This window comes from Nocardia brasiliensis (assembly GCF_011801125.1).
In the GTDB taxonomy this organism is placed as follows: domain Bacteria; phylum Actinomycetota; class Actinomycetes; order Mycobacteriales; family Mycobacteriaceae; genus Nocardia; species Nocardia brasiliensis_C.
Map to the genome: position 1 here is coordinate 7,781,538 of NZ_CP046171.1, position 25,777 is coordinate 7,807,314.

At 66.4% G+C, this 25,777-nt stretch carries 21 protein-coding genes; 15 read left to right on the forward strand and 6 right to left on the reverse strand.

Annotation, left to right across the window (positions count from 1 at the left end; all coding sequences use genetic code 11):
* Positions 1-63: 63 nt before the first annotated feature.
* Entirely contained in the window at positions 64-1,164 is a 1,101-nt protein-coding gene (locus tag F5X71_RS35720; RefSeq protein WP_167465948.1) for a DUF475 domain-containing protein, read from the forward strand.
* Between the two features lie 46 nt (positions 1,165-1,210).
* Positions 1,211-1,831 (forward strand): TerD family protein, encoded by a 621-nt coding sequence (locus F5X71_RS35725; protein ID WP_167465949.1) that lies wholly within the window; start codon positions 1,211-1,213, stop codon positions 1,829-1,831.
* A gap of 7 nt (positions 1,832-1,838) precedes the next feature.
* Here the strand turns inward: F5X71_RS35725 and F5X71_RS35730 are convergent, their stop codons facing one another.
* Entirely contained in the window at positions 1,839-2,738 is a 900-nt protein-coding gene (locus F5X71_RS35730; RefSeq protein WP_238815632.1) for a DMT family transporter, read from the reverse strand.
* Positions 2,739-2,821: 83 nt separating this feature from the next.
* On the opposite strand from F5X71_RS35730, the gene F5X71_RS35735 reads away from it, so the two are divergent.
* Positions 2,822-3,352, forward strand: coding sequence for a CGNR zinc finger domain-containing protein (locus tag F5X71_RS35735; protein ID WP_167465950.1), 531 nt, complete (start codon positions 2,822-2,824; stop codon positions 3,350-3,352).
* 61 nt (positions 3,353-3,413) lie between these two features.
* Here the strand turns inward: F5X71_RS35735 and F5X71_RS35740 are convergent, their stop codons facing one another.
* Together F5X71_RS35740 and F5X71_RS35745 are read right to left on the reverse strand one after the other, a co-directional pair.
* On the reverse strand, positions 3,414-6,812 hold the full coding sequence (locus F5X71_RS35740; protein WP_167465951.1) for a BTAD domain-containing putative transcriptional regulator: 3,399 nt from the start codon (positions 6,810-6,812) through the stop codon (positions 3,414-3,416).
* 211 nt (positions 6,813-7,023) lie between these two features.
* Positions 7,024-8,421, reverse strand: a complete 1,398-nt coding sequence (locus F5X71_RS35745; protein WP_167465952.1) for a glycosyltransferase family 87 protein — start codon at positions 8,419-8,421, stop codon at positions 7,024-7,026.
* Positions 8,422-8,591: 170 nt separating this feature from the next.
* Between F5X71_RS35745 and rpsF the strand changes: the two genes are divergently transcribed.
* From rpsF to F5X71_RS35795, 10 genes are all read left to right on the forward strand, one after another.
* The gene (gene rpsF / locus F5X71_RS35750; protein WP_014989072.1) at positions 8,592-8,879 is read left to right on the forward strand and encodes a 30S ribosomal protein S6; all 288 of its coding nucleotides are present in this window, start codon (positions 8,592-8,594) and stop codon (positions 8,877-8,879) included.
* Between the two features lie 89 nt (positions 8,880-8,968).
* Entirely contained in the window at positions 8,969-9,514 is a 546-nt protein-coding gene (locus F5X71_RS35755; RefSeq protein ID WP_014989073.1) for a single-stranded DNA-binding protein, read from the forward strand.
* Positions 9,515-9,571: 57 nt separating this feature from the next.
* On the forward strand, positions 9,572-9,823 hold the full coding sequence (rpsR, locus tag F5X71_RS35760; protein ID WP_014989074.1) for a 30S ribosomal protein S18: 252 nt from the start codon (positions 9,572-9,574) through the stop codon (positions 9,821-9,823).
* A gap of 17 nt (positions 9,824-9,840) precedes the next feature.
* Positions 9,841-10,293, forward strand: coding sequence for a 50S ribosomal protein L9 (rplI, locus tag F5X71_RS35765; RefSeq protein ID WP_167465953.1), 453 nt, complete (start codon positions 9,841-9,843; stop codon positions 10,291-10,293).
* 645 nt (positions 10,294-10,938) lie between these two features.
* Positions 10,939-14,034 carry a replicative DNA helicase gene (locus tag F5X71_RS35770; protein WP_167465954.1) on the forward strand — a complete coding sequence of 1,032 codons (3,096 nt, stop codon included), beginning with the start codon at positions 10,939-10,941 and terminating at the stop codon, positions 14,032-14,034.
* A gap of 149 nt (positions 14,035-14,183) precedes the next feature.
* Entirely contained in the window at positions 14,184-14,945 is a 762-nt protein-coding gene (locus tag F5X71_RS35775) for a TnsA-like heteromeric transposase endonuclease subunit (protein ID WP_238815633.1), read from the forward strand.
* Positions 14,945-17,116, forward strand: a complete 2,172-nt coding sequence (locus F5X71_RS35780) for a Mu transposase C-terminal domain-containing protein (RefSeq protein WP_167465955.1) — start codon at positions 14,945-14,947, stop codon at positions 17,114-17,116. The genes F5X71_RS35775 and F5X71_RS35780 overlap by 1 nt, the downstream gene beginning before the upstream one ends.
* Positions 17,113-18,237 carry an ATP-binding protein gene (locus tag F5X71_RS35785; protein ID WP_167465956.1) on the forward strand — a complete coding sequence of 375 codons (1,125 nt, stop codon included), beginning with the start codon at positions 17,113-17,115 and terminating at the stop codon, positions 18,235-18,237. Before F5X71_RS35780 ends, F5X71_RS35785 begins: the two co-directional genes overlap by 4 nt.
* Positions 18,234-20,852: a TniQ family protein gene (locus F5X71_RS35790; protein ID WP_167465957.1), complete on the forward strand. Its 2,619-nt coding sequence runs from the start codon at positions 18,234-18,236 to the stop codon at positions 20,850-20,852. Before F5X71_RS35785 ends, F5X71_RS35790 begins: the two co-directional genes overlap by 4 nt.
* A gap of 157 nt (positions 20,853-21,009) precedes the next feature.
* Positions 21,010-21,888 carry a transglutaminase-like domain-containing protein gene (locus tag F5X71_RS35795; RefSeq protein ID WP_167465958.1) on the forward strand — a complete coding sequence of 293 codons (879 nt, stop codon included), beginning with the start codon at positions 21,010-21,012 and terminating at the stop codon, positions 21,886-21,888.
* Positions 21,889-22,197: 309 nt separating this feature from the next.
* On the opposite strand, the gene F5X71_RS35800 is transcribed toward F5X71_RS35795, so the two are convergent.
* From F5X71_RS35800 to F5X71_RS35810, 3 genes are all read right to left on the reverse strand, one after another.
* The gene (locus F5X71_RS35800) at positions 22,198-23,427 is read right to left on the reverse strand and encodes an RNA polymerase sigma factor (protein WP_342803755.1); all 1,230 of its coding nucleotides are present in this window, start codon (positions 23,425-23,427) and stop codon (positions 22,198-22,200) included.
* 8 nt (positions 23,428-23,435) lie between these two features.
* On the reverse strand, positions 23,436-23,828 hold the full coding sequence (locus tag F5X71_RS35805) for a YciI family protein (protein ID WP_167465960.1): 393 nt from the start codon (positions 23,826-23,828) through the stop codon (positions 23,436-23,438).
* A 194-nt stretch (positions 23,829-24,022) separates the two neighbouring features.
* The gene (locus tag F5X71_RS35810) at positions 24,023-24,433 is read right to left on the reverse strand and encodes a RidA family protein (protein ID WP_167465961.1); all 411 of its coding nucleotides are present in this window, start codon (positions 24,431-24,433) and stop codon (positions 24,023-24,025) included.
* A gap of 78 nt (positions 24,434-24,511) precedes the next feature.
* Between F5X71_RS35810 and F5X71_RS35815 the strand changes: the two genes are divergently transcribed.
* Positions 24,512-24,898 (forward strand): winged helix-turn-helix transcriptional regulator, encoded by a 387-nt coding sequence (locus F5X71_RS35815; RefSeq protein WP_167465962.1) that lies wholly within the window; start codon positions 24,512-24,514, stop codon positions 24,896-24,898.
* A gap of 147 nt (positions 24,899-25,045) precedes the next feature.
* Positions 25,046-25,720: a DUF3558 domain-containing protein gene (locus tag F5X71_RS35820; RefSeq protein ID WP_238816085.1), complete on the forward strand. Its 675-nt coding sequence runs from the start codon at positions 25,046-25,048 to the stop codon at positions 25,718-25,720.
* Positions 25,721-25,777 lie beyond the last annotated feature (57 nt).

Genomic DNA, 25,777 nt, shown 5'->3' on the forward strand with positions numbered 1-25,777 from the left:
CGGCTACATCAGATAAGCGATCGGACGGCAGACGTCCGGCCGACGCAAACGAAAGGTCCCCGCGTGGTCCTGCGAATTTTCGGCATGTCCATCATCGTGACGGTGGTGTCGCTCGTCGTGGCGTTCCTGTACGGCGGACCCACGGCCCTGGCGCTCGCCGCGATCCTCGGCATCCTCGAAGTGTCGCTCTCCTTCGACAACGCCGTCATCAACGCGACGGTGCTGGAGCGGATGAGCGCGTTCTGGCAACGGATCTTCCTTACCGTCGGTGTGCTGATCGCCGTGTTCGGCATGCGCCTGGTCTTCCCGCTGGCGATCGTGTGGATCACCGCGGGTCTGGACCCGGTCAAGGCCCTCGACCTGGCACTGAACCCGCCCGCGGGTGACGCGCCATACTTCCCCAACGGCGATCCCAGCTACGAAACCCTGCTCACCGACGCGCATCCGCAGATCGCCGCGTTCGGTGGCATGTTCCTGCTGCTGCTGTTCCTGAACTTCATCTTCGAAGACCGCGACATCACCTGGCTGTCTTGGCTGGAGCGCCCGCTCGCCAAGCTCGGCAAGCTCGACATGCTCTCGGTGGTCGTCGCCAGTATCGGCCTCATCCTCACCGCGGAACTGATCACCCCCGACGACGACCGCTCCACCGTGCTGCTCGCCGGCCTGCTCGGCATGGTCACCTACATCGTGGTGGACGGGCTCGGCTCGATGTTCCACACCGAGGAGCACACCGGCGACGGCCCGTCCGAGCTGGCCAAGGCCACCGGTAAGGCCGGGTTCTTCCTGTTCCTCTACCTCGAGGTGCTCGACGCGTCGTTCTCCTTCGACGGCGTGATCGGCGCGTTCGCCATCACCTCCGACCCGATCATCATCGCGCTCGGCCTCGGCCTGATCGGCGCCATGTTCGTCCGCTCGATCACCGTCTACCTGGTGCGCAAGGGCACGCTGGCGGAGTACGTCTACCTGGAGCACGGTGCGCACTGGGCGATCGGCGCGCTGGCGATCATCCTGTTCATCTCGATCGGCGTGCACGTCAACGAGCTGATCACCGGCATGGTCGGTATCGCGTTCATCGGCGCCGCTTTCATCAGCAGCGTGCTGCGCAACCGGCGCGAGAACGACGAAGAACTCGACAGCGAACGCGAGCCGACCCCGGTAGGCTGATTTTCGGCAGCCAGCCGAAGACTCGTGCGGCAGAGGGGATCGCGCCATGGCGACCGACAGCAACGGCGGAGTGAACCTGTCCAAGGTGACCCTGTCCAAGGCCACGCCCAGCATCAACCTCACCAAACCCGGTGAGCAGCAAGGCGCCATGCGGGTGAACCTGAACTGGTCCGCGGGCGCCAAGGGCTTCTTCCGCCGGTCCAAGCCGGTCGACCTCGACCTCGGCTGCCTCTACGAGCTGGCCAACGGCACCAAGGGCGTCGTGCAGGCGATCGGCAACAACTTCGGCTCGCTCGACGCCGAGCCCTACATCCGCCTCGACGGTGACGACCGCAGCGGCACCGTGTCGGGCGGTGAGAACATGCACATCAATCTCGCTCGGCCCGAACTGTTCCGGCGCATCCTGATCTTCGCGTTCATCTACGAGGGCGTGCCGAACTGGGCGGCCGCCGACGGCGTGGTCACCCTGTACCCCACCGCGGGCCCGCAGATCGAGGTCCGGCTCGACTCTCCCGTCGACGGCGCCCGCTCATGCGCGATCGCGCTGCTGCAGAACCAGGGCAACGGAATCACCGTGCATCGCGAGGTGCACTACATCAACGGCGCCCAGCAGCAGATCGACGAGGCCTACCGCTGGGGCATGAACTGGCACCGAGCCCGCAAGTAGCGTCGGCTCAACGCACCGCGGGCACGAGGCGCGGCGGACGCGCCCGCGCCGCGGCCGGATTGCGCGAGGCAAGCAGCAGGCCGAGCAACCCGACGCCGAGACCGGCAAAGGTCAACGGCCGCACCGGTTGATCGATCAGGACCCAGGCCACGCCCGCGGTCACCGCGGGCGTGGCGAAGAACAGCCGGCCGACCCTGGTGGCGTCCCAGTACCGCAGCATCGCGTTCAACAGCAGAAACGCGGCCATCGAATTGACGAGCACCATCCAGGTCAGTGCCCCCGCGAACCGGGGTACGTCCCACACCTCGAGCTGTCCGCTCAGCAAGGCGAGCACGCCGGCGACCGGGGCGCTCACGAGCACGTGTACCGCCGTCGACGCCCGCGGGTCGACATCAGGGACGAACCGCTTCTGATACACCGTGCCCATGCTCAGGCCGAGCAGGCCGAGCACACACAGCAGCAGGCCGAGCAGGGAGAAGCTCGTCTGGTCGAACACCGCCAGCCCGACCCCGATCCCGCCGATGCCGAAGCCCAACCACTGTCGCGCCGAGACACTTTCGCCGAGCACGCCCGCGAACAGGGCGATGACCACCGGATTCAATCCCTGCACCAGCGCGATCACCGCGGCGGGCACGTGCTCGTGCATCGCGATGTAGAACGAGCCGAACTGCACCACCTGCATGAGCAATCCGGCCACCGCGACATGGCGCAGGCGACGACCGCGCGGCCAAGTGGCATGGACCGCAACGGCATAGGCGGCGAGCAGCAGGCCCGCGACGGCGAAGCGGGCGAACAACACCGTCATCGGCGGTGCCGCGCCGACCCCCACGATCCCGGCGATGAAGGCGCTGCTCCACAGCACGACGAACACCGGTTGCACGGCCACCGACATGAACCGACCCTGCATGCGCCCTCCCGAGCTAACCACCTTAAGTGGTTACTACGGTGACAGTCCGTCAACTAACCTGTCAAGCCGGTTACTATGAGAGGATGTTCACCTTCGTCAGCGGCAACCTCGCCCTGGACCTCGCTGGCACTGTCAAGGCCCGCGACACCACCTGCGACGACCTCCTGCGGACACCGGGCGACCTCGCCGACTGGCTCCGCGCCGCGGCCCTGCTCGACCGCGTCGCCGAGTGCGACGCGGCCACCTTCGAGCGCGCAATACGGTTGCGCGAAGCCGCCTACCGGTTGGCCGTCGCCACAGCGCGCGGCGAGGCACTACCCGACACGGACCGCAGGCTCGTCAACGAGATCGCCAAAGGTGAACTCCCCCTGCTCACCCTGCGTCCCGACGGCACGCTGCGCCGCTCCGGTCCGCCCGCCACCGCGCTCACCGCGGTCGCCCGCGCCGCGATCGAACTACTCGGCGGCCCGGCCACGGTCAAGGAGTGCGGCCGCGACGCGTGCACCCGCCTGTATGTGGACACCTCACGCGGCGGCACCCGACGCTGGTGCGATATGACCATCTGCGGCAACCGCGTCAAGAGCGCGTCCTTCCGCGCCCGGCACACCCCGTGACCACGCGCCCGAAACGGATCACGGTTCGGTAGCGAGAACTGGCCGCCGGTGAGCAGCAGACTTACGCTGCCAGGGCCGCTATCGCCGCGAGATACCTTGTCGCGCCCATTCTTTCGGACAGCTCACGCGCTTCGGCGCGCAGCTCGGCGGCGGCCTCCGGTCGCACCGCGGCGAGTTCCAGCAGGGCCGGAACCAATTCGACCGGCGACGCGTAACGACGCAGCTGCTCGACCGCCTGGCGCAGCAGGTCCACGTCGACACCGCCCGGCGCCGCCGCGGCGCGCGCACGCAGCGCCCGCCCGAGCGTCCCCGGGGTGTCCCACCGTTGCGCCAGTTCGAATTCCGCGGCCGCCAGCTCGGCGGCCCGTGCCCGTTCACCGAGTCGCACCAGTTCGAATGCCGCGGAACTGCGCCACGGAATATGCGCCGGGTTGCTGATGCCGACCGCGCCGACCCGACGCCCGCAATCCAGATAGTGCGCCACCGCCTGCCGCGAATCCCCTTGCGCCGCACACAGCATGCCCATGACATGGACGACGACCGTCCACTCCCAGGTTTCCGGATCGGCCTGCTGCGCCACGCTGTCGAGCCGACGCCGCGCCTCGGCGAGCCGGCCGAGCCCCAGCAGGGCATGCGCGTACTGGGCGACCAAAGCCACCGGCGGCCGGATGGTCTCGTCGTCCAGCACCCCGACCGTCGGCGCGAGCAGGCGCAACGTCTGGCGGTACTCGCCGCCGCGCAACAAGACCTCCGAGTGCAGGATCAGGCGATAGACGTCGATGGTGCCGAAGTGGTGGTCCCGCGCCTGCACGCTGAGCTGCTTCGCCAGCGCCAGATCGCCCGACCACATCGACAGGTGCGCGAGCAACCCGACCAGCTGCCGCGGCAACGCCGCCCAGCCGCGGGCCGCATCGGCCGCGGCGGGAAACCGGGCGAGCGTCTCGCGCGCGGAGCACCGGACGCTGAAGGCATCGTCCCAGGTGAGCACGGCGGTGCCGATCTGGTCGGCCTGCGCCGCGCGCAGTCCCGCGACGTATCCGCGCCAGCTCGCGGCGGTCAACCCCGCCACCGCCCAGGCGGCGGCACGAATATCGCTTGCCGCCACAGGGTTTCGCTGCTCAGTTTCGGCGAGCACGGTATCGAGCAAGGTCATCGCGGCCGCCGCCTGCCACCGGGTCGACATGGTCCAGGTGAGCGGGATGAGCGCGGTCGGCGCGACACCGCGGGCGCGCTGGCTGTCCAGCGCCTGCTCCAGATGCGCACGTGCCGCCGCCGGATTGGTCCACAATTCCACCTGACCCAGGCGCACCAGGACGTCGTCGCGTTCGGCGGGCGCGGTGATGCGCAACGCGGACGTCAACTGCCGGATCGCCTCCGAGATCAGGCCCTGCCGCAGGCATTCCGCCGCCGCATCGAGCAGCACCACCGTCCAGCGCGCGTACTGCGTGCCGACCAGATCGTGCAGGATGGCGGCCACCTGCCTGGCCGAATACCCGGCGCTGCGCGCCTGCTCGGCCGCGGCGATCCGGAACCGGTCGGCGTCCTCGCGGCGACACAGCCAGCGAATCGTATTGCCGGTCAAAGGATGCCGGAACGCCGGCGGCGTCACCGACGCCAGTATTCCTGTGGTGGCCAGCAATTCACAACGAAGCCGTACCTCACTCTCCGGTTCGGCGCACGCGGCGGCGAGGATCTCGATGGTCGGCCCGACCTCCTGCAACACGGCGAGCGCGCGCAGCATGACCACCCCGCGCGGCGCGTACCGGCCGAGCAGTCGACCGATCGAGCGCGAATAGCAGCCGTCGGGCAGAAAGGGCGGGACTCGTTCCAGATCGCGCAGGGCGAGCAGGTCCGCGATCAGCGCGCCCGCCAGCAGCGGTATGCCCGCCGTGGCCCGCTGGATCTCGGCGGCCAGTCCAGGCGGACATGGCCGCCCGGCACGCTGCTCATACAGTCCCTCGAGCGCGGTGTCGCTCAACCCGCTCAACCGCAGCACCGCGACCGCGTGCGGTTCCAGCTGCTCGTGCAGCGCGAAGACCGCGGGCTCCCAGGCCCGTTCGTCCAGCGCGAGGATCAGCAGCACCGGCAGGCGACGCAGGCGGGGCGCCGCCGCGGCCAGCACCCGCGCGGAACGCTCGTCCATCAGGTCCGCACCGTCCACCGTGCGCACCTGCGGTCCGGACAGGCTCGCGCACAACAGTTCTGCCGCGTGCTCGTCGGTCACGGTGGGCTCGACCACGGTCCCGGCCAGTTCGGCGATCAGCCCGAGGGGCGGGGCGACATCCCACGGCCGCGTCAGCTCGATCCGCCGCACCCCGTCGTGACGCCGCGCCACCTCGTCGAGCAACCGCGACTTGCCGAACCCGGGCAGTCCCGAAATCACCAGCAGCCCACCGCTACCCGCCGCGGCCCGCTCGATCCAGGCGGCGATCTGCGTCAATTCGCGTGCGCGTTCGAACACCTCGGGCACCGCCGGATCGATCACGGGGCGCGTGCGCGCCACACCGATCGCCTCGACGGTCGGCGTGACGGCCGTACTCTCCGCCACCACCGGCGATTCCGGCGCCGCGCCTGGTCGCGCCCGATCCTCGGTCGGCTGAGCCGACGCCTCGGGCGGCCGCCCGACAGCCGTCGATGGTCGGGCTTCGACATCGTTCACGTCTGTTTCGAATGCCCCTGCGCCGGAAAGGATCTGCTCGTGCAGTCGCCGTAGTTCCGGTCCGGGTTCGACGCCGAGCTGGTCTACCAGCATGGCGCGGGTCTCCCGGTAGAGCTCCAGCGCTTGGGATTGACTGCCGCGGCCGTACAGCGCCCGCATCAATACCGCACGGGGTCGCTCGCGCAACGGATGTTCGGCGGTGAGCACCCGCAAACGGTCGATCACCTCGTCGGAACGGCCAAGAGCCACAACGACATCCAGACTGTCCTCGACCACCGTGAGCCGTCGCTCGGCGAGCGCCAGGCGCTGACGCTGCGCGAAGGGGCCGGGCAGGCCGGCCAGTGCCTCGCCGGAATAGAGCGCGAGCGCGCGCGTGTAGCGGTCCTCGGCGCGCGCCAGGTCGCCCGCGTCGCGGGCCCGGGTGGCCTCGCCGACCAGTCTGTCGAAGACACCGAGATCGAGCTGTTCGTCCTCGATCCGCAGCTGATATCCGCCGTGGCCGGACAGCAGCACGGTCGGCGGGGTGCGCGGCGGGCGATCGGGCTCGAGCACTCGCCGTAGCGCCGACACATAGGTCTGGATCACTCCGACACCGCTGGCCGGCGGCGCACCGTCGTACAGCGCCGCGAGCAGACTCTCCGCCGAAACCCACTGCCCGCGCCGCAGCGCGAGCACGCTCAGCACCGCGCGCCGCTGGGGCGGGCCGAGCGGCAGGACCTCGTCACCTCGGCGTGCTTCGACGCCGTTGAGCAGCGTCAACACGACGGGTGGCGGGTATGCGCCCGTGTCCGCCTGGTCCATCCGTTCACCACCGTCTCACGCCGCGACCAACCCGGACAGAGTATGCGGACCGGAGCCTTTTCACTCGGTGCCCGTCCACCGGTGCGCGACGCCGCGGTATCGGCCGGAGATCAGGCAGGCACCGCCTCGAGCTGGACATTCGGCAAGGAGCATGCGGTCAGCGGGGCTGCCACGCACCGGGACAGCCGGTGACGCAGATCGCCGCGAAATCTCAGGCCGGGATCAACTCACCGGGCGCGAACCGTGGCACCGGCGGTTGGGCAGGACGGAAGCCACGCGGCACCGTGCGCAGGAAAAGGAAGAACAACGCGATCAGCAGCACGGCCCGACCCCAGACGCCGAACTGGACGACCTTCTCCATCGTCTCGTAGGGACGACCGGAACCCAGCGCGTAGAAGTAACGGAAGACACCGACACCGATGGCCGCGTCGGCCACCAGGTACGCCCCGATCAACGACCACGGCACCTCCAGCAGCACCAGGAACGGCACCAGCCACAGCGTGTACTGCGGCGAATGCACCTTGTGCAGCAACAGGAACGCGCACAGCATCGCCCCGCTCACCTCGACCCACGGGAACACGCCCCGCCCGAGATAGCGCTTCCAGCCGAGCCACATCGCCAGCGCGAACGCGGCGAGCACCAGCGTCGGCGAGGCGAACGAGACGATCTCCTGGAACAGCGCCTCGCTCGTGGCGTCGTGCTCGAACAACGGCCGAACACCCCAGTACCAAATGGAATTCGTGGTGATGTCGGCCTGACGCAACTGCTGGAAGGTGATCGAGGCCCGCCAGCCCTCGTACCCGGCAACCGCGAACGGCAGATTCACCACCACCACCGTGCCGATGGCCGCTGCGGCCGTCGCCAGCGCGCCGGTGACATCGAGGCCGCGCGTCCGCGCTCCCGGCTCGGCCTGGGCACGTTCGACCCCGCCGGTCAGGACATAGGCCATCAGCGGCAGCACGAAGATGCCCGGGTACAGCTTGAGGCAGAAGCCGAGCCCGAGCAGGATCGCGGCCAGAATTCCCCTGGTACGCAACGAATATCGGGTCAGCGTCGCCATCACGTAGACGGCGGCGACCGCGGTGCAGACCACCGGGAGCTCCCAGTTGTGGAAGCCGTAGAGCACCAGCGGCGGCCCCACGGCCCACAGCAGCGCCGCCCGCCCGGCGAGGCGGGCCAGCATCCACGCGGTCAGCAACGCGAACGGGGCGAGCAGCAGCGCCGTATGCCGCAGGAACTCGGCGTCGTTGTGCGCGTCGAGCGCGCCGAGCCAGATCAGCGTGCCGCTGAGCACCGGGTATTCCACCGCACCGCCCACCAGCGCGCCGTCGTCGGTGATACCGCCGTTGATATAAGGAAAGACGTGCTCGTTGATGTCACGACCGAGCCAGAGGAACTGGATGTCGGAATAGCAGACCGCGGAGTCCTTGCTGGTCTCGAAGACCGCGCTGCGGCCGTCCGCCTCGAACGGCGCCCCGGCGCAGCGCGCCTTGTTCGCGTACGCGAGCGCGAGGGTGAGTCCGCACAGCACGAGCACGACCGCCGCCAACACCGCGCGCCTGCTCCCGCGGCGCGCGATCAGATCGCTGACGGCGAGTCCGGTCGGCATGAGCACCACCCTAAGTGGAGAGGTACCGCTGTGCCCGCGTTCCCTCGTCGACGAGATCGATTTCAGTGGTCAGGGGCGGTTCATGTAGCCTTGTCGGGTTGCTGACGCAACGACCCTCCTGCCACGGAGAGCCCGTGGCCGTTTCCTAGTCCACAGGAGGTGATTGGTCCGTGCGTCATTACGAAGTGATGGTTATCCTCGATCCCAGTCTGGACGAGCGCACCGTTGGTCCGTCTCTCGAGACGATGCTCAACGTGGTTCGTACCGAGGGCGGCAAGGTCGACAAGGTCGACATCTGGGGCCGCCGCAGGCTGGCCTACGAGATCGCCAAGCAGGCCGAAGGCATCTACGCGGTGGTCGATCTGACCGCAGAGCCGGCGACCGTGAGCGAACTCGACCGCCAGCTCGGCCTGAACGAGTCGGTGCTGCGCACCAAGGTCCTGCGCCACGACAAGTAGGCCCGCAACCCTCGATCGCGTCGGAGCCTGTCTCTAGGCTCTAGCGCAACAGCGAGACGCGGACTGCGTACCCGAGCAGGAGGAACCACATGGCAGGCGACACGGTCATCACCGTCATCGGCAACTTGACGGCCGACCCAGAGCTTCGATTCACGCCCGCGGGAGCGGCGGTGGCCAACTTCACCGTCGCGTCGACACCCCGCGTGTTCGACCGTAATTCGAACGAATGGAAAGACGGCGAAGCGCTCTTCCTGCGCTGCAACATCTGGCGCGAAGCTGCCGAGAATGTCGCCGAAAGCCTGACCCGCGGTTCCCGAGTGATCGTCAGCGGACGACTCAAGCAGCGCTCCTACGAAACCCGCGAGGGTGAGAAGCGCACGGTCGTCGAGCTCGAGGTCGACGAGGTCGGTCCCTCGCTGCGCTACGCCACCGCGAAGGTCAACAAGACCAGTCGCGGCGGCGGTGGCGGCGGCTTCGGCGGCGGCAGTGGCTCCGGCGGCGGAGGCAACTTCGCGCCGGCCAACTCGGGTGGTGGCGGTGGTCGTTCCGGCGGTGCCGAGGACGATCCCTGGGGCAGTGCGCCCGCGGCAGGCTCCTTCGGGGGCGGCCGCATGGATGACGAACCGCCGTTCTGACAACGGCTTTCATAGGTCCACCCCGCGTGGACCATCACTGATAACGGAGTAAAGACCATGCCTAAAGCGCCCGCGCGCGAAAAGGTGCTCAAGAAGAAGGCTTGCGCGTTCTGCAAGGAAGCCAAGTCCGGAATCGTCAACATCGACTACAAGGACACGGCGCTGCTGCGTAAGTACGTCAGCGATCGCGGCAAGATCCGCGCCCGTCGCGTCACCGGCAACTGCGTGCAGCACCAGCGTGATATCGCGGTTGCCGTCAAGAACTCGCGTGAGGTCGCCCTGCTGCCTTACGTGTCGACGGCTCGCTGAGTAAGGGAGGCACGCAAATGAAGTTGATTCTGACTGCAGACGTGGACAACCTCGGTGCGCCCGGCGACACCGTTGAGGTCAAGGACGGCTACGGCCGCAATTTCCTGCTGCCGCGCGGCCTGGCCATCGTGGCCAGCCGGGGTGCCGAGAAGCAGGTCGCGGGCATCCGCCGGGCACAGGACGCCCGCCGCGTGCGCGACCTCGATCACGCCAACGAGCTGAAGCAGGCCATCGAGGGCCTGGAGTCGGTCTCGCTGTCGGTGAAGACGGCGGGCACCGGCAAGCTGTTCGGCTCGGTGACCCAGGCCGACGTCGCCGCGGCCATCAAGGCGGCCGGCGGCCCCGTGGTCGACAAGCGCAGCATCGAGCTGCCGAAGTCGCACATCAAGACGGTCGGCAAGCACGGCGTCGTGGTGCACCTGCACCCCGACGTGGTGGCCAAGTTCGACCTGCAGGTCGCTGCCAGCTGATCGCATCACGCCTCGAAGACCACTCCCGTGTTCGGCACGGGGGTGGTCTTCGGTCGTGCGATGTCGACCACTTCTTCGCGGTAGCTGATCAATAGCTCCGCGCGCAGCCCTGCCATGCGGAACATTCTCGGCAAATCATCGCTGGTCATCGCGGTGCCGAACGCCGCCCTGTGGATGGATTCGGAAACCGACCGGTGGCAATGTGACTCAGCTCATATCCGCCTATCGGGCCGTTACCTCAACACGCCCGGCCGTTCAACTTCGCCGACACGCCGCGACTTTGTTCATCCACACGTGGATAGCGCGGCAAATCCCTATCTATCTGCGGATTTCTCTGCGTTGACCTGGGTTTTCCCCAAGTTGTCCACAGGGGGTGCACAACGTTGGGTGAACAGTCCCCAACTTATCCACAACTGTGTGCACAATGGCGTTTGGTGAGACTCCCCAGGTCGCTTAGGTTCGTCGCTACGACGTGCACGAACACCCCGAACATCCGGTATCGCGACGGTAGCTGGATCTCCGGTCAGCCACGACCGACCGGTGCCCGCGAGCGGCTGCCAGTGCGGACAGCGTGTCGGAGTCGGAAAGTTGGAACCACACCAATAGCGTGAAGCCCGCTGGGTAGAGAGAGGACAGTCGAGTCTCATGGCAGTCGTCGATGACCGTGGACACGCGGACTTCCCGCCCGAGCCGCCCGGCGAGGACTTCGGCAGGCAGCCACCGCACGACATGGCGGCCGAGCAGTCCGTGCTCGGCGGCATGCTGCTGAGCAAGGACGCCATCGCCGACGTCATCGAGGTCATGCGGCCCGGCGACTTCTACCGTCCCGCGCATCAAGCCATCTACGACACCATCCTCGACCTGTACGGTCGCGGCGAACCCGCCGACCCGGTCACCGTCGCGGCCGGCCTGGACCGCCGCGGCGAACTCAAGCGCATCGGCGGCCCGCCCTACCTGGTCACGCTCACCCAGACCGTGCCGACCGCCGCCAACGCCAGCTACTACGCCGAGATCGTCGCCGAGAAGGCCATCCTGCGCCGCCTCGTCGAAGCGGGCACCCGCATCGTCCAATACGGCTACGCCGGCGCCGACGGTCAAGACATCGCCGAGGTCGTCGACCGCGCCCAGGCCGAGGTCTACGAGGTCACCGAACGCCGCACCACCGAGGACTTCCTCCCGCTCGAGGAACTGCTGCAACCCACGATGGACGAAATCGACTCCATCGCCAGCCGCGGCGGCATCTCGCTCGGCGTCCCCACCGGCTTCACCGAACTCGACGAGATCACCAACGGCCTGCACCCCGGCCAAATGATCATCGTCGCCGCCCGCCCCGGTGTAGGTAAGGCCCTCGCGCTCGACACCCCACTCCCGACCCCCACCGGCTGGACCACCATGGGCGCGGTCCGAGTCGGCGACGAACTGCTCGACGCCGCCGGACGCCCCACCCGCGTACTCGCCGCCACCGACGTCCTCACCGACCGCCCGTGCTACGAGGTCGAATTCTGCGACGGCACCGTCATCGTCGCCGACGAGGAGCACCAGTGGCTCACCGTGGCCCGCTCGCACGGCCCGCGGCCCGCGGTACGAACGACCGGCGACATCGTCCACAGCGTGCGCACCGCCGACGACGACGTGAACCACGCCGTGCCGGACACCGCGCGTGCCGAGGCCCGCTACATCGTGGACGTCCGCAAGATCGACACCGTCCCGGTTCGGTGCGTCGAGGTCGACAACAAAGACCATCTCTACCTCGCCGGGCAGACCATGGTGCCGACGCACAACTCGACCCTCGGTATGGACTTCATGCGGAGTTGCTCGATCAAGCATGGGTTGCCGAGCGTCATTTTCTCGCTGGAGATGAGTCGCACCGAGATCGTGATGCGTCTGCTGTCGGCGGAGGCGAAGATCAAGCTCGGTGATATGCGCGCGGGGCGGATGAGCGACGACGACTGGACCAAGCTCGCGCGGCGGATGAGCGAGATCAGTGAGGCGCCGCTGTTCGTCGACGACTCACCGAACCTCACCATGATGGAGATCCGGGCCAAGGCGCGTCGGCTCAAACAGCGCCACGACCTGAAACTCGTTGTGGTGGACTACCTGCAGCTGATGACCTCCGGTAAAAAGGTCGAATCCCGCCAGCAGGAAGTCTCGGACTTCTCGCGAAACCTGAAGCTGCTCGCCAAAGAACTCGAAGTCCCCGTGGTCGCGATCAGTCAGCTGAACCGCGGCCCCGAACAGCGCACCGACAAACGCCCCATGGTGTCCGACCTTCGCGAGTCGGGTTGCTTGCCCGCGTCCACCCGTATTCTGCGCGCGGACAACGGCAGTGAGAGCACGCTCGGGGAGCTGCTGGCCAGCGGTGAGCAGCCACTGGTGTGGTCACTGGACGAGCGGATGCGCATGGTGGCGCGTCCGATGGTGAAGGTCTTCCCGAGCGGACGCAAGGAAGTGTTCCGGTTGCGGCTCGCCTCCGGACGCGTTGTCGAGGCCACCGGCAACCATCCCTTCCTGACCGTCGACGGCTGGATCGCCCTGGAGAAGCTCGCCGTCGGCGACCGTCTCGCCTCGCCACGCCAGGTACCGGAGCCGGTGCACACCACGCGGTTGCCGGACGCCGAGGTCGTCCTGCTGGCGCACATGATCGGTGACGGTTCCTGCGTCAAGCGCCAACCCCTGCGCTACGCGAGCATCGACGAAGCGAACCTCGAAGCAGTCACCGAGGCCGCCACGCACTTCGGTGTCACCGCCGCACGCGACGACCACCCGGCCGCACGAGCGACCACCCTGCGTCTGCGCGCGCCGTACCGACTCACCCACGGCAAGCGCAACCCCATCGCGGCATGGCTCGACGAGCTCGGCCTCTTCGGGCTGCGCAGCTACGAGAAGTTCATCCCCAAGCCGATTTTCGAGCTGCCCAACGATCAGGTGGCATTGTTCCTGCGCCACCTGTGGGCCACCGACGGCTCGGTGCGCTGGGACGAAACCGACAGGCAAGCACGGGTCTACTACGCGTCGACCAGCCGGCGCCTGATCGACGACCTCGCACAGCTGCTGCTTCGCGTCGGCGTGCACGGCCGGATCAAGCTGGTCCGCAAGACCGGCTATCGGGACTGCTGGCAGCTGAGCATCGACGGCTCCGAGAACCAGACCGTCTTCCTGCGCGATGTCGGCGTGCACGGCATGCGCGGGCAGGCCGCGGACGCGGCGCTGGCCGAACTGGCTCCGCTGACGCGCAATACCAATGTCGACACCGTCCCCAAGGAAGTCTGGAACCAAGTCCGTAGCCTGCTGGCCACCGAACAGATGACCCATCGAGACTTCTCGGCCGCGATGGGTTCGCGGTTCTGCGGATCCACGATGTGGAAGCGCTCCCCGAGCCGCTCGCGCCTGGCCCGGGTCGCCGCCGTCCTCGACGACGCCGATATCGACATGCTGGCCACCAATGACGTCTTCTGGGACCAGATCGTCGAAATCACCGCCCTCGGCGAGCAGGACGTCTACGACGGCACCGTACCCGGCACACATAACTTTGTGGCCCAAGGCATTTCGGTCCACAACAGCCTCGAACAGGACGCCGACATGGTCATCCTGCTGCACCGCCCCGACGCCTTCGAACGCGACGACCCGCGTGGCGGCGAAGCCGACCTCATTCTCGGCAAACACCGAAACGGCCCCACCGCCACCATCACCGTCGCCCACCAACTGCACCTCAGCCGCTTCGTAGACATGGCCCGCGGCTGATGTCATTTGTAGGGTCTCAAAAATCGTGGCGGAATCTCAAAAGGTTTGGCGGTGCCGTGGCGGATCCGCCACTTTTTTGAGATTCCGCCCTCTGCTGACCGGCTCGTGCATGATCGTCGCCAGTTGCCGTCCACAGCAGGAGGATTCGGTTGGCGAGTCCGGCGATACCGAGAGGAAGCAGGGCTCGACGATCGGTCACTGCCGATGCCGTCGAGGTCGCGTTCCGCTGCGCTGCCGATCAATCCGAGAAGATCGTGCAACTTCCGGCGGCCAGCGCCGAGGTTTTGAGTGCGGCATCGCCGTGGCGGACTTTCCGTTGGCACCATGGTCAAAAGCATTATTCGGGGACGTACTGGTCAGCTACTCAACGTGGGCATGTCATCTACGAGTCTCGGTTGGAACTGGCGCGGCTGCTGTTCGCGGACTTTGACCGATCCGTGCGCAGAGTCGTGGCTCAGCCCTTCCTGCTGAGGGTAGAGATCGGCGGCAAGCTGCGGCGCCACATCCCAGACTTCCTGTTGCTCACCGACTCCGGACCTCTCGTGGTCGACGTGAAGCCAGCTGACCGACTGCAGAATCCGAAGGTCGCCTTCACCTTCGAATGGACTGAGGAGGTCCTTACTGCGCGAGGTTGGCGCTACGAGGTGTTCTCCGAGCCGGATGCTGTTGAGCTGGAGAATGTTCGTTTCTTGGCAGGCTACCGCCGTGATTGGTTGTTCGATCCCGATATCTTGCGAGGGCTGCGGAGCTTGGTGACGACTCCGGTGACCATCGGCGATGTTCTCAGCTCGACCACGGAGGTCCCAGTATCAACGGCTCGTGCGGCGCTGATGCATTTGTTATGGAGGCAGGAGTTCGTCGTGAATATGTCCTCTCGATTGAGGTCGACCAGTCTCCTGTGGGTTGCGTAATGGCCAGAGCCGCAACACGTTTCGGGGTTGGAACGCGTCTGATCTACGACGGCGAGGCCGTTGAGATCATCGAAATCATCGCCACATCGGCCGGTAACGAGGTCGTCCTCCGATCTGAATCGGCTGATCGGGCGGTGCGCCGGGTCGCGGTCCGAGAGCTGCTCACATCCGATGCTGTCCGAGTTATCCCAGCTGAGGTCGGCCCAGCAGCCACGGACCAAGATGCCTCTGCAAGCGTCATTTTGGCCACCCTGAGCGAGGCGGAACGTCGTCGGTTGCTCGACCGTGCCGATCATGTTCGCGAGGTTCTCACCGGTTTCAAGTCCGGTTCCGCCGAGCTCGGCACCGCAAATGAGCCGCGGCCAGAGTATGACCCGGCATTGCCCCTGGCTTCCCGTTATGCGGCGAAAGCCGCCGAGATGAAGGTCGGCGTCCGGACATTGGAGCGATGGGCCGGTGATTACCGGAAGATCGGGGAAGCCGGGCTGTTGGAGAACAAGCCGAAAGGGCGAAACGCCTTCAGCAGCAACGACTCCCGCTGGGTCGAGATCGCCAGGGAAGTAATGGCTGAGCACACTGACCAGTCGAGGCCGTCACGGACGATGGTGATCGAACGAACCAACGCCCGGGTTATCGCTCGGTTCGGTCCAGATGTGGTGAAGCCACCGTCGCGCGCGACGGCGTTCCGGGTGTTGGAAGAGTTGGAGCGGCAGAATCCGCTGTTCCGGTTGAGCACGAAGCGGAACCGGGATATAGCGGATCGTCCGGGTGGGGTTTACGGGAAGCTGCGGCCGACGCGTCCAGGTGAGTATCTGCTGATGGACACCACGCGTTTGGATGTGTTCGCGTTGGACCCGGTGACGCTGCGCTGGATGCAGGCCGAGTTGACGGTCGCGATGGATTGGTACACCCGCTGCATCTGCGGGGTCCGGATCACCCCGGTGTCGACGAAGTCGGTGGATGCAGCGGCGACGCTCTATCAGTCCTTCAGGCCACGCGCAGCAGGCAAAGACTGGCCCCGCTACGCGGTTTGGCCTGAGCACGGCATTCCGCGGTCGGTGCTCGTTGACGTCGATGCCGTTGACGGTCCGCTTACCGGCGCTGCTAATCCGGCGGTGGTGCCGGAGACGATCGTGATCGATCACGGCAAGATCTACATCTCGGAGCATTTGACGAGTGTGTGTCAGCGGATGGGGATTTCGATCCAGCCCGCCAGGCTGCGCACGGGCCGGGACAAAGGCCCGGTCGAGCGGTTCTTCCGCACCTTGAGGGAGGATCTGCTGCAGGCTCTGCCCGGTTACAAGGGACCCGATGTTCATTCGCGCGGACTCGATCCGGAGTCCGAGGCCTTCTTCTACCTGGATGAGTTGGAAGCGATCATCCGCGAGTGGATCGCGGTGGTCTATCACCATCGCCCGCATGACAGCCTGGTCGACCCGCACGCCCTCACCTTGCGGATGTCGCCGGCGACGATGTTCGAGCACGGCATGGCCCGCGCCGGCTACATCGAAGTGCCCAGAGATCCAGACCTCGCCTACGAATTCCTGAAGGTCGAATGGCGCTCCATCCAGCACTACGGCATCGAGCTCGGCGGGCGCCGCTACAACGGGCCGGTCTTGGACGGCTTGCGCGGTGAAACCAGCCACTACACCGGGAAAGCCAAGGGCCGTTGGCCGATTCACTACGACCCCGACGACATCACTCGCACCTACTTCCGCCATTCGGAGAGCAACGAGTGGCACCCGTTGCGCTGGGAACACGCCCCGGCGGCGGACATGCCGTTCAGTGAGGAAGCGCTGACCTTCGCGCGCCGGCTAGCCGCATCGAAATACACCTACCCCGATGATCGGCTCGCTGTCGCGGATCTGCTCGAGCGCTGGAACCTGGGCCTGGGATCGTCGGTGGTCGAACGACGGATGGCGCTGAGATTGTCCCGCGAGGCGACCTTCATCGACAACGCCGCCGAGGACTCGGTCAACACTCTGCCTTCGGTGGCGAAGGTCTTGGAGATCACCGCCGACAGCGTCGAGCCCGGCCCGACGACGTCCGAGCCGGAGCCGCAACAAGACGACCGCGAGGTCGGTGACGACGATCTGGACGACGAGTTCGGCGACGAGACAGAGGATTTCGATGAGGACGACTTCTACGCCGACGCTTTGGAGGACGTGTGACCGCACCAGCTGATACTCCTGCTGAGGCTCGGCTGGACAACCTCACATTGGCACGCAAGGAAGGCTGGAGCCGGTTCGTCAACATCCCGGCCCGGGTTCCACCGGAACCGTTGAGCCGCAAGGACCTCGCTGGGTTGGGCGATGAGGCGTTCGAGGCTTACAACCGGCGGCGCCGGGAGTGGCATGCCAACCTCGGGCCGATCAAGACGCCGCAGCTGACCGAGCTGCATGAAGACCTCTGGGATATCGTCGACAGCAACCTTCACGACGGAGACAAAGCCAAGGGCGCTGTCGCTATCGATGCCTTCCCGGGTCTGGGCAAAACCACGTCGGTGCTGGCGTTCGCCAAGGAGTTCCACCGGCGCGAAATCCGGGCCGACGGACCGAAAACCCTTGACGGGCACGAGCGTTGGCCAGTCTGCCGAGTTGGATTGACCGGCAACACCGGGATGCTCGACTTTAACCGGGCGATGCTGTCGTTCTTCGCGCATCCTGGAGTGTCACGCGGGAACGCCGCACAGTTCGCGCATCGGGCCTTGGATTGTGTTCTGGCCTGCGAGACCCGCGTCCTTATAGTCGATGACCTGCATTTTCTTCGCTGGCGCAACACCTCCGGGATCGAGATCAGCAACCACTTCAAATACGTCGCCAACGAGTTCCCCGTCACGCTCATCTTCGTCGGTGTCGGTTTGGCCGCCCGCGGCCTGTTCTCCGAGGGGTCTTCCTACGAGGACGCGGTAATCGCCCAAACCGGCCGCCGCACGACCCGCCTGGACACACGCCCGTTCACCATCGACACCGCTGCTGGCCGCCGGGAATGGCGGCAGTTGCTGCTTGCCCTGGAACAGCGAATTGTGTTGGCAGATAAGCACCCTGGCATGGTCGCCGATGAGCTGTCCGACTATTTGTTCGCCCGCTCCACCGGACACATCGGATCGCTGATGACCCTGATCAACCGCGGCTGCCAGCGCGCGGTCCGCACCGGCGTCGAACGTCTCGATCGGGACCTGCTGGATCAAGTGAAGAACGACGCCGCCTCGGAAAAGGCCCGCCTGGAATTGGAGGCCGCGTTCGAGTCCGGCAGGCTCACCACCCGGCCTCACGCGCGCAAGGCCGGATGAGCCAGATCCGGACGCTGCCCATCCGGGTTGCACCGATACCCGGTGAAGCGCTCGATTCGTGGTTGGAGGCGCTGGCGGCACGCAGCTACACCACCTGGGCCGACCTGCTTACCTCGATCGGACTGATCCCAGCCGAAGGCCCACGCACCAACGGCTGGATTGCCCAATTGCGCCCTGATGAAGCCGCAGCCGTCTCCCACGCCACCGGCATAGAAGTCTCCGACCTGCACGCCATGACCCTAGCCCGCTTCGACCGCGCCGCCCTGCGGATCAGGGCCGCCACCCGGACGGTCGACCGAACGTTTCCTTGGGGCCGCGGTCGCGGCTCCCGATATTGCCCGGACTGCTTGGCCGACAGCGGAGGAAGCTGGCAGCTGACATGGCGGCTGGGCTGGTCTTTCGCCTGCCTGCATCACGCCTGTCTACTCGCTGATGAGTGCCCTGGCTGCGGCAAAAGGCAACGGCTGCGCCCGTTCTCCGGCGAGGTGGTCCCTCGACCCGGATCCTGCGCCAATCCAGGCGACGGCGTCTCGGGTCTGTCACCAACCCGATGCGGAGCCGACCTGACCACCGCCGAGGTCGCCAGATTTCCCGCCGATCACCCAGTCCTCACAGCGCAGCAGAACATCTACGACATCATCGACTCCAGCACAACAGAATTCGGTATCTACACCACCAATCCGCAACCAGCGATCACGGCGCTCGCCGATATCAGAGCCGTCGCCGGCCGCATCCTGGCCTACGCCACCGCCGAAGACCTTTCCCGCATCCTTTCCTCGGATCTGCTTGCCGCACACCGCAACATCCCGGTCTCCCAACTCGGCCAGGCGACCGCACGCCGGCCCACTCCGAAACCAGGACTGGCAGCACCCGCTCATGCCGCCACCGCTGCGGTCGGTGTTACCGCCGCGCTGACCGTGATCGCCGCGCCGGATATCGCCACAGGCGGAGAAGCGCTGCGCTGGTTGGTTACCAAGACTCGCGACGGTGGCAGAGCTGTCCGAGCAAGCAATATCGGCTGGGGCCAACAGATCAGCCCGACACTTTCCGCGGTCCAACTCGCGGCCCTGGCCCCCCTGTTCAAACCCGTCGATCAACTGCGCCACCGAACCCCGATGACGATTCCCCGACACCCGAGGCCAAGAGCGACACGCATCGACCATCTCGTCCGCCGAGTTCCGACGATGCTCTGGCCCACATGGTCACTACGGCTGGCAGTGCCGGGCACTCACCAACGCATCCTTCGCCCCGTCGCTTCGGCCACACTACTGCTCGTCGGAACCCGCCTTCACCGAGCCGACGCGGTGACCCTGCTCAACAGCCCGATCGCCGCGAGCACGGTCTCACGGGTGTTGCAGCTGATGACAAACCATGGAGCGCAGAGCATCCTGCTGGCGCTGATCCGGATGGCAGACCACCTCGCCGACAACGACATCACCATCGACTATCAGCGGCGCCGACTCCTCGACTACACCGCCCTGCTCCCCGATAAGACCTGGCGGCAGATATGCCGAGCCACAGGCACCGCTGGCCCCTTCTCGAGCCGCGCACGAGTCGCGCGAAGCTTCCTATTCGAACGAATCAGCGGCCTACCTTCCGGTGACGCACCAGAGGCATTGGATGACAACGAGTTCCGCACGAAGACCGCGGACTTCCCGAAACACCTCACCCCCGAACTGGCTGCGGCGTTGCATCACCATGCCGCTGAATTCCTTGCCGACCATCACATCTACGACGAGCCCGTCACTTGGCAGCCGCCGACAGACCTACTCGATGACCTCCCGTTGCCCAGTCTCGACCCCGCCGCCGTCGATATCGGAGAACTGCATCGGCTGATTCGCCGAGAGGATCACTCACCCGGCGCGGCAGCCAATGCCCTGGGCACCACACTCGACATCATCCGGCACCTGCTGGAAGAGCGGCCTGCCCCGACGCGGCCGCCCACCACCGCGGACCAAGCCAGAGCTCACGGCCACGCCTACATGACGGCCAGAAATCAGCTTCCGCGCGATGTGCTCATCGATCTCTATCAACGTCAGCGGATCAGTTTGCGCGACATAGCCGAGCGTGTCGGAGTCAGCCGGCCGACCCTCGCGAGCCTGGCCCGTGACTACGAGATCCCACTGCGCGAACCACATCCGCACGCCAAGATCCACATCGACCGCGACTGGCTCTACGACCGATACGTCAACCAGCGCAGAACACTGTCCGAACTCGCCCGCGAAACCGGCATGAGCACCGCCAACATGGCCCGCTGGGCCAAACGCTACGACATCCTGATGCGGCCAAGAGGCGGGCCCAGCCACTCCGCGAACCTCGACGCGAACACCATGGCAGCGACAGCACCGCTCAACCTGCAGCCAGCACTCACCACGATCGGAGGCTGGGAACGGTTGCGCCGCTTCGCCGCCGCAACTCGCTACCCCACACTCACTGCCGCCGCGAAAGGCCTCGGCATCAACCAAATCACCCTCACCAGCCAGGTCAACCGGCTCGAACGAGAACTCGGTGGCCCATTGCTCAACCGCGCCGAACGCAACCACCCCATGACCCTCACACCACTCGGCGAGGAAATCCTGGCAGCGATCAACGTTGCTGCTGACCAACGACCTTGAATCAGAACGGGACACGTCGGTGGTTGATGTTCGCCAGTCATGTTGCGGTACAGCATGATTCGGGCGACTACCGCAACAAGTGCTCTGCGATCGGCACCTGTTGACGGCGTGGAGATACGTTCCGCTGCGGACGACCGGGAAGGTTACGATTGTCTGCATGGCTGCTGTGATCGACTACACCGTCGCCGGACCGATGACCAGCCTGCACAGCGTCGATCCGACGGCGTTAGAGCAGATTCCAACCGACATCGTCGACATCTGCCGTCTTGCACCCAGTCTGGTCGTTCAGCCTCACGACGCCCAAACCCTCGGCTTGTCGGCAGAGCGGTTCTCGGAGAATCAGATTCGTCCAGCCGCTGAACTGGTCGATGCCCTTCTGGCGCTGAATCCGGCCCCGTTGACCATCCGGAGAGAGCCGGGCCAACGCGTGATCGGCACCTGCCGTCACTTCGCGGTGATCAGCTGCGCATTGCTGCGTTACCGGGGGATCGAGTCCCGCGTCCGCTGCGGGTTCGCCACCTACTTCCAGCAGGGACAGGGCCTCGACCACTGGATCACCGAGTATTGGCATGACGCTGAACGCCGATGGGTGCGCATCGATGCCGAGATCCTCGACCAGTCGATCCTGGCACACCCGGAAAACCTTCGGAACGGTGAGTTCCTCAGCGGCGCTGAAGCATGGATAGCCTTCCGAGAGGGGAGCATCGACGCTGCTACGTTCGGCGTTCACGGGACCGCTAACTGGGGACCGGCCGAGATCCGCGGCAACGCGATCAAGGATCTCGCCGCGCTGAACAAGGTCGAGATGCTTCCGTGGGACGAGTGGGGGCGAATGACCGCGTCATATAACGGCGAGACCGGCCCGGACTACGACGAGCTCCTCGACACCATCGCCGCGACCTGCACCGGCGACGATCTTGCCGCGATCGCCGAACTCTACGCCCACGACGAACTTCGAGTGCCTCCCGAACTCATCAGCTCAAGACACGTACCCGGACAAGAACCCGCACCCGCCGAAGAAATGCCATCGAACTGAGACAACAGACTCTCGCCACAACGTGAGACAAACCGGAAACGACCAGGTCAATCGAGTGGCAAATGCCACGGATTTTGAGACCCTACACATAAAGTTTTGGCCACTCGATGGTCACTCGGCCAGAGTTTTGTGCCCTTTCTTGCTGATGTATGAGCGTCGCCGGTTGCCGCTGGCGACAGGAGGCACCGGGCGACGAGGGCGTTCAGTGCCGTGGGATCAGTGATCGAAGCTCATCGACGCATCGAATCGGGTCGCACCACAGGCAAACTCGTGCTCCGCGTCGGCGATCGCTGACTATTCCCGCCGAGGTCAGTTCGGGGTGAGGCGACGCATCCTGGCGTTGAGGTAGCGCTGCTCGGGCAGGCTCGCGGTGAGTTGGGCGGCCTGACGGTAGCTGTCGAGCGCGCCCGGCCGGTCGCCGGCCATCTCCAGTAGATGGGCGCGAACGGCGTGGGTTCGGTGGTGTCGGCGCATCACCGGATCGTCGAGCAGCGGCTCGACCAGGGCCAACCCGTCCTCTGGCCGCAGCGCCATCCCGACCGCGACCGCGCGGTTGAGCGTCACGATCGGGCTCGGTGCCACCCTGGCAAGCATGGCGTAGAGCAGGCTGATCTGCCGCCAATCGGTGCTTTCCCAGGTGGTGGCCTCCGCGTGCACGGCGGCGATCGCCGCGTGCAGCTGGAATCTGCCGACATGTCCGTGCGGCAATACCCGCTCGAGGATGCGTACCCCTTCGGCGATCAGCTGGTGGTCCCACCGTGCCCGGTCCTGTTCGGCCAGCGGCACCAGATCGCCGTTGTCGGTTCGCGCGGTGGCGCGGGCGTAAGTGAGCAGCATCAGCGCCAGGACGCCTGCGGCTTCGTCGTGGTCCGGTATCACCGCGTGCAGCAGGCGGGTGAGCCGAATGGCTTCCTCGGCTGGACTCGCATCCACCAAAGTTCCACCGGCAGAACGGGTATGGCCCTCGGTGAACATCAGATGGCAGACGTCGAGCACCGCTGCGATGCGCGCGGGCAGCTCCGCCTCGGTCGGGAGGCCGAACACCGCGCCCGCCGCCCGCAGCGTGGACCGTGCCCTGGTCAGGCGTTGCGTCATCGTGCGCTCGGGCACCAGGTACGCGGCGGCGATCTGGGCGGTGCTCAGCCCGGCGACCGCGTGCAGAGTCAACGCGACCTGCGAGGAACGGCTCAGGCTCGGGTGGCAGCACAGCAGAAGCAGCCGCAACGTGTCGTCGTCTTCAGCAGCGGGTGCGTCATCGGCCGCCGGCGCGAGGTGCGCGTCGCCGGGCTGCGCGCCTGCCACCGCCTCCTCGCGTTCCGCTCGGGCGCGGTCGGCCCGCGTCCGATCGATCAGGCGTCGCGAGGCGACCCGGATCAGCCAGCCGCGCGGATTGTCGGGCACGCCGTCGCGATCCCATTGCCGCGCTGCCGCTTCGGCCGCCTCCTGCGCCGCGTCCTCGCAGTCACCGAGGTCACCGTGCCTGCGCAGCAGGGCGGCGAGCACATGCGGGGACTCGCGCCGCCACACGTGCTCCACCACCCCCGCACTCACTGGTCGTCGCCGCCCGGCCCCATGGTGGGCCGCAGTTCGACCGTCTCGCCCGGCCCGGCGAACCGAGCGGCGATCTCCTCGGCGCGAGCCCGGCTCTCCACATCGATCAGGAAGAACCCGGCCAGATGCTCCTTGGCCTCCGCATACGGACCGTCGGTGACCAGCGGCTTCGCATCATCCCACCGGTACAGCCGAGACGACTCGGGCGCCCCGAGCGCCTCGCCCGATATCAGTTCCCCCTTCTCGTGCAGCTCGCCGAGCAGCTTCTCGAACTCGGCGTTCACCCGGTCCCGTTCCTCCTGTGACATGTCCTGGTATTCCGGCAGGTAGTCGGAGGTCGGATGCCCCCACGGCCGCGGGTTGGAGTGAATCATGATCACGTACTTCATTCTCGGCTCCTTGCCTCATGGTGCGGACACGCTCCGGACGCATCCTCACCTGAGACGTCGGTGCTCGGCGCGGCATGTCGACATTCTCTGCCGCTGGATCTTCTGGCGACAGGAACTCCACCTCTGCTATACGTCGCCGAAGGCCAAGCGGGGCGACGAATCGAAGGCCGCCAATCCGTGGCTCCGCGCGACGGTCAGTCGAGGACGGCGAAGGCTTCTACTTCGACGAGGACGTCGGGCTCGAAAAGGTAGTCGACACCGATCGCGGAGAGCGGCGGCAGCGGCTGCGGGATGCCGAGTTCCGTTGCGACACTCTCGATTCCGGCGACGAAGTCGGCGTATTTGTCGGGGGTCCAATTCGTGACGAAGAACCGCAGGCGCACCACGTCGGCGAAGGTGGCCCCGGCTCCGGCGAGGCCGCGGGCGGTATTGCGCAGAGCGTGTGCGACCTGGCCGGTGAGATCGCCTGTCGCGACCGGTTTGCCGTCGGCGTCGCGCGCGATCTGGCCGGCGACATGCACCTGACGGGTGCCCGTGCTGATCGAAACATGGTGGTACGGAACAGGAGTGAACATGCCTTCGGGAGTAAGGAGCTGGACTGTCATCGGGTTCCTTCGCAGTGTCGGGGTAGGTATCCGATGTCTACCTGGTGTTCGAAGGAAACTTCAACGAGACTAAGTTTCATGCCGGATACCGCGCCGCCGAACTCGGGTAGCCCGCAGCTCACCGAGCAGCACCGTGAGCTGCTCGATCAGGTGCTCGACAAGTGGTCGCTGCAGATCCTCGACGCACTCTGCGAACGGGGATCGCTGCGCTTCAACGAGTTGCGCCGAGCCATCCCCGTCGTCACGCAGAAGTCGCTCACCGCCGCCCTGCGCCGCCTCGAACGCAACGGAATGATCGAACGCGTCATCACGAGCACCCGGCCGATCGCCGTCGAATACCGCCTCACCCCTCTCGGCAGGTCACTCCAAGACCTGATCGACGCCCTCCTGCACTGGGCCACAACCACATTGCCCGACGTCGAAAACGCCCGCGCCCGCTTCGACAACCACACCGAAGCCGAATAATCCCTCCGCACGGTGCAACCCGGCCTTGCGGTGGCCCAACCGAGATGCCACTCCAGAAGTTTGCGAGTAGCGGTTTTAAACCTCGAAATCTGTAGTTGGCAGTTGGGTGGCAGTGGGGGAGCGGGGTGGCAGGCGGGTTTGACCGAGGTGGGGCGGCATCGTAGGGTCGGTGATCGCCGAGGGGTTGCTGACCCGGGGAGGGCTTCGATGATGAGGAAGAGCTTCGCTGCCGGTTTTCTGGTGGTGGGTGTTGCCGCGCTGTCGGCATGCGGGGGCAATTCGGATGAACACGCGGGGCACACCGTGACGTCCACGGCGGCGCCGGTGTCCGTGCAGGTGAGTCTGCCGCCCGCGCCGACCCAGACCGGGACGAAGCAGGTGCGGTTCGATCCATGCGCGCGGGTGGGCGACGAACTGGTGGCACGGACCGGGTTCGACCCGGCGACTCGGGAACGGGCGGTGAGCGAGGGCGTGTCCTCGTTGTTCACCGAAATCGGCTGCCAATTCTGGCGCGAGGCGCTCGTAGACGGCGAGAAGTTCCCCACCGGAGCGCTGACCGTGACGTCGACCGACTTGACGCTCGACGACATCCGACAGAACCCGAGCTACAGCATCTTCAGCTCCGACCCGATCGCAGGCCGCGAGGCCGTGCTGTATCGGACTCCGCAGAGCGCTGGTTCCTGCACAGCGGCGATCAAGTCGGCCGACGGGATGTTCCGGGTCGGCCTGCTCGTGCATCCCGGCCCGGTGGACGTACCGCCACCGTGCGATCAGATTCGTCAGTTCGCGGAAATCTTCAGCGAATCGCTCGGTACGAGCTAGGCGGGTTCCCGTCCCGAAGCGGCCGGTCGGCGGGGAGTCACCGGATTCGTCCACCCC